Source organism: Acetivibrio cellulolyticus CD2 (assembly GCF_000179595.2).
GTDB lineage: Bacteria > Bacillota > Clostridia > Acetivibrionales > Acetivibrionaceae > Acetivibrio > Acetivibrio cellulolyticus.
The window spans coordinates 1,065,353-1,068,957 of sequence record NZ_JH556658.1; the positions used below are offsets into that span (position 1 = coordinate 1,065,353).

Sequence of the window (3,605 nt, forward strand, 5' to 3'; positions counted from 1 at the left end):
AAGGAACTGTCATATGACGAAAGGAAAGAGAAGCGTCAGGAGGCGTCACGTGCCATTCTTGATGCCTTTTGGTCATGGGTTGAAGAGACCTCTGCAATTTCTACTACAAATGAGAACCTGACAAAAGCTCTAAATTATGCTAAGAATCAAAAAAAGTATCTTGAAACATTTCTAGAAGACGGAAGGCTTCCCATCTCCAACAATCTTTGCGAGGCAAATATCAAACCATATGCCGTAGCAAGAAGAGCCTGGCTTTTTGCTGACACTCCAAAGGGAGCAACTGCTAATGCGATCCTTTATACATTGGTGGAATCTGCTAAAGCAAATATTTTGGATGTGTATGAGTATCTAAAATATATCCTTGAAGCAATGCCTAATACAGATTTTAAAAACCACCCAGAACTTCTGGACAAGTACCTGCCTTGGTCAAAGGATTTACCGGAAGAATGCAGGCTGAATCATAAACATAAAAAGTGCTTCAAAAAATGACACCATTAGCTTATCGCAATGATCGTGATATAGCTAGACGTCATCTTTTGAAGCACTTACCACTACGCCATATATTGAGGCGCTTACTATTGATTTACCATAAAACAAAAATTCCCAGCTGTTTTCCGAGAATTTTTGTTTTTTCATTATTGTGTACCCAAAAGTCACTCTTGTTATCTTGTTAATGTTTAACAATAGAACTAGTTCAATTTTCAATTTATTGGATTCGCAATACCCTCAGATGGAATTTTTGCAACCGACAGGTTTTTGCGACTTATAGGTTACTTAGCGGTTTTCAATCTATTTCATTACTCATTACTAAATTATAAATTAATTCTTCAGCACTTTCTGCTACTTTATATAAGGGAAATTCAGAATCATATTCATATATAATTCCGTCCTTGCCAATTAATATATTCACTGGAGCTGATACATGGTAATATCCACTTTCAAAATAGTATTCACCGTCAATTTTATATACTTTATTTAGTTTCCCAGTAATCGTAGCATCAATACTATCGTTTTTATAATACTCACATATGCTAAAATATAAACCTCGTTCCATACCATGTATTAAATGCAAACCACCATATTTTTCTTGAAATTCTAAAACTTTTTCATATATTGGATATCCTTCGTTATTGAGAATACTAATAATTTCTTCTCTTTGTTTAGGAACTTTAGTAGTTCTTGCATTTTTTAAAACAGAAAAAACAACATTATTAATATTATTATTCATAATTATATTCAGTCCTTTCGCTTTGCTCAAGGCAAAAAACGTAATGAAAATAGTGTTGCGCATATAAATCGCCTTATTTGCTGATTTGTTTTTGTATACTCTTTTTTAGTCTTTTGCTTTAGTTCAGGTATTTTCAACATTCCTCCTTGTATCATTGGATATACCACCAAACACCTTCAGTAGTAATTTGGCAATTTTTGCACCTTCCTTGAAATATTATTTCTGGTTCTGCTTTAAAAAGGGGCTTTACTCTTATTGTGGCGCCGAACATTTTTGACTTACTTGCACCATCTGCAATAGCATCATTTACAGCTTTTATATCCCCACAGTTTTCAATAGTCCACCTTTCTAGCGAAGGTGTTACACCATCTCTAGCAAAACTACCCTGTTGAATGGCTTTATTGCGTGCATTGTTTATACCATTAGCAGCCTCATTAGTCCAAGTTCTTGTATATGCACCCAAATTATCACCACTTACGTTAATATAAGTCTTGCCATTTCCTCCATATACTGCGGAAACCATAGTTACCTCTTGATCTTTTAATGTCCGTGCATACCTCCAAGCATTTTCCCTTGCAATATATCCTCCAAATGTAGAACTTTCACGTGCGGCTTTACTTTCAGCAATATTTTTAAGTACATTTTCTCTGATAACACTACTAGTTCCATTACCAACCCCCGTACTACCTGTTACCTTAGATGCAACTTCCGTTTTACTAATATTAGCAAGAGGTTCAAAAACCTTGTTACTCTGCTTAAGATAATTAATTTCTCCTCCCAATGGAACAAGAATTTCAGTTGAATCAACTAAACTTTTAACAAATGGGTGTTCTTCAAAATATTTTCCCGCTTCTGGGTGGCTATAAGAATATGCTTCGGATATACTTCCAGTTAACCATTCTTTAGGGTAATCTATATTTTGCATATATTTTGGGCTTATATCAAGATATCCACCAGCTAAACCTACCCCTAAACCTTTAATCATCTGCGGGAATTGCAAAAATAGATTATCTTCTGCCCAGCCATATTTAAAGCCAGTTCTTACAGCATTAAATGGCATATCGATAATTTTAACTACTGGGCGGGCTACCCAATTTATATATATATCAGCACCATGTGCAACTATTTTTTCAGGAATAGAACCATTTTGATCTACAATAGCAAGGTCTTCTTTCGTATAGTTTATTAAACGGTCTGCTCCATCAAACACATTGCTTACTACATTGTCTTCATTTTCATATTTTCTTTTATGTATAATAGTTCTTTCTGAAGTATATAAACTACCATACTCATATTCATCAGCACTATTATAACCTCCCACAGTATATGCCGCTGGATTACATGAATGTGTATAACCCACCCATTGTCCATTCTCATCAAAGTATCCATACATATGACCTGTGGGGTCAACATATATCAATGGGTTGTTAGCACAATACGCATAAAGGTTTAGGCTCAGTGGGTCTTTAGAATCACCGTTATATGTATCCTTAATAAAGAAACTGATTTGCTTTTTTATCAAGGGTAGATTTAATTTTCAATGTTCTACCCTTGATTATATCATTTGGTATTTTGTTTTGGAAGATTTGGGATTTTATATTCTGACTTGTTTTTCAGCATGCCCCAGATTATATTTACAAGCCTTCGGGCTATGCAGATTATGGCTTGACCTGATGTTTTACCTTCTGACATTTTCTTTTCGTAGTACTCACGAAAGACTGGATTTCTTGGGTTTTTGGTGTTCCTGTCCAGTATGATTTGATGGACTGCTAGAAGGTGGAATATACCGTATAGAATTCTGTTGCCTTGTTGGTTTTTTAGTTGTTTGTCTTTTTGACCGGAACTGTATGTAATTGGTGCTACTCCTGCGTATTTTGCTAGCTTTGCAGGGGTTGGGAATCTTTCTATGTCGCCGATTTCACCGATTAATTTTGCAGCTGTGACAATATCAATTCCAGTCATGGTGTGGAGTTTATAGCCCATTTTATCAACTATGAGCTTAATTTCTACCTCGATTTTTGTTAGTTCATCATCCTTGAATTTGATTTCTTTTACCATGCTTTCAACTAGGAAATCCCTAATGTATTGGAATTCTGGAACTTCTCTTACATTATCATTTTCAGCTGTTTCAATAATCTGGACTGCTTTTTTGACGGTATAATAATTATGGCTGTTTGTAACTAATAGCTCTGTAAGCTCTTCTAGGGTGGCAGTTTTGAGCTTTGAAGGTGAGGGATATTTTTCCCAGAAGGCAAGGGCTGTTTTACCATCTATTTCGAAAAAGAACTTATTGTATGACGGATAGTTATGGGCTAATTGGACATGTAGCTGACTTTTTAGAGCACTTGAAGACCTGACTAATGCTTCACGCCTTTGC

Annotated in this window: 4 protein-coding genes; 1 reads left to right on the forward strand and 3 read right to left on the reverse strand. The window is 35.3% G+C overall.

The genetic code is table 11. The features are described from left to right. On the forward strand, nt 1-489 hold a 489-nt coding region (locus tag ACECE_RS0220085; RefSeq protein WP_010250483.1), incomplete at its 5' end, for an IS66 family transposase. Nucleotides 490-784: 295 nt separating this feature from the next. Here the strand turns inward: ACECE_RS0220085 and ACECE_RS0220090 are convergent. The 3 genes from ACECE_RS0220090 to ACECE_RS28370 form a co-directional block, all read right to left on the reverse strand. Further along, nucleotides 785-1,228: a hypothetical protein gene (locus tag ACECE_RS0220090; protein WP_010250486.1), complete on the reverse strand. Its 444-nt coding sequence runs from the start codon at nt 1,226-1,228 to the stop codon at nt 785-787. Nucleotides 1,229-1,379: 151 nt separating this feature from the next. Beyond that, the gene (locus ACECE_RS0220100) at nt 1,380-2,750 is read right to left on the reverse strand and encodes an RHS repeat-associated core domain-containing protein (RefSeq protein WP_010250488.1); all 1,371 of its coding nucleotides are present in this window, start codon (nt 2,748-2,750) and stop codon (nt 1,380-1,382) included. 38 nt (nt 2,751-2,788) lie between these two features. After that, on the reverse strand, nt 2,789-3,605 hold an 817-nt coding region (locus ACECE_RS28370; RefSeq protein ID WP_010250490.1), incomplete at its 5' end, for an IS110 family transposase.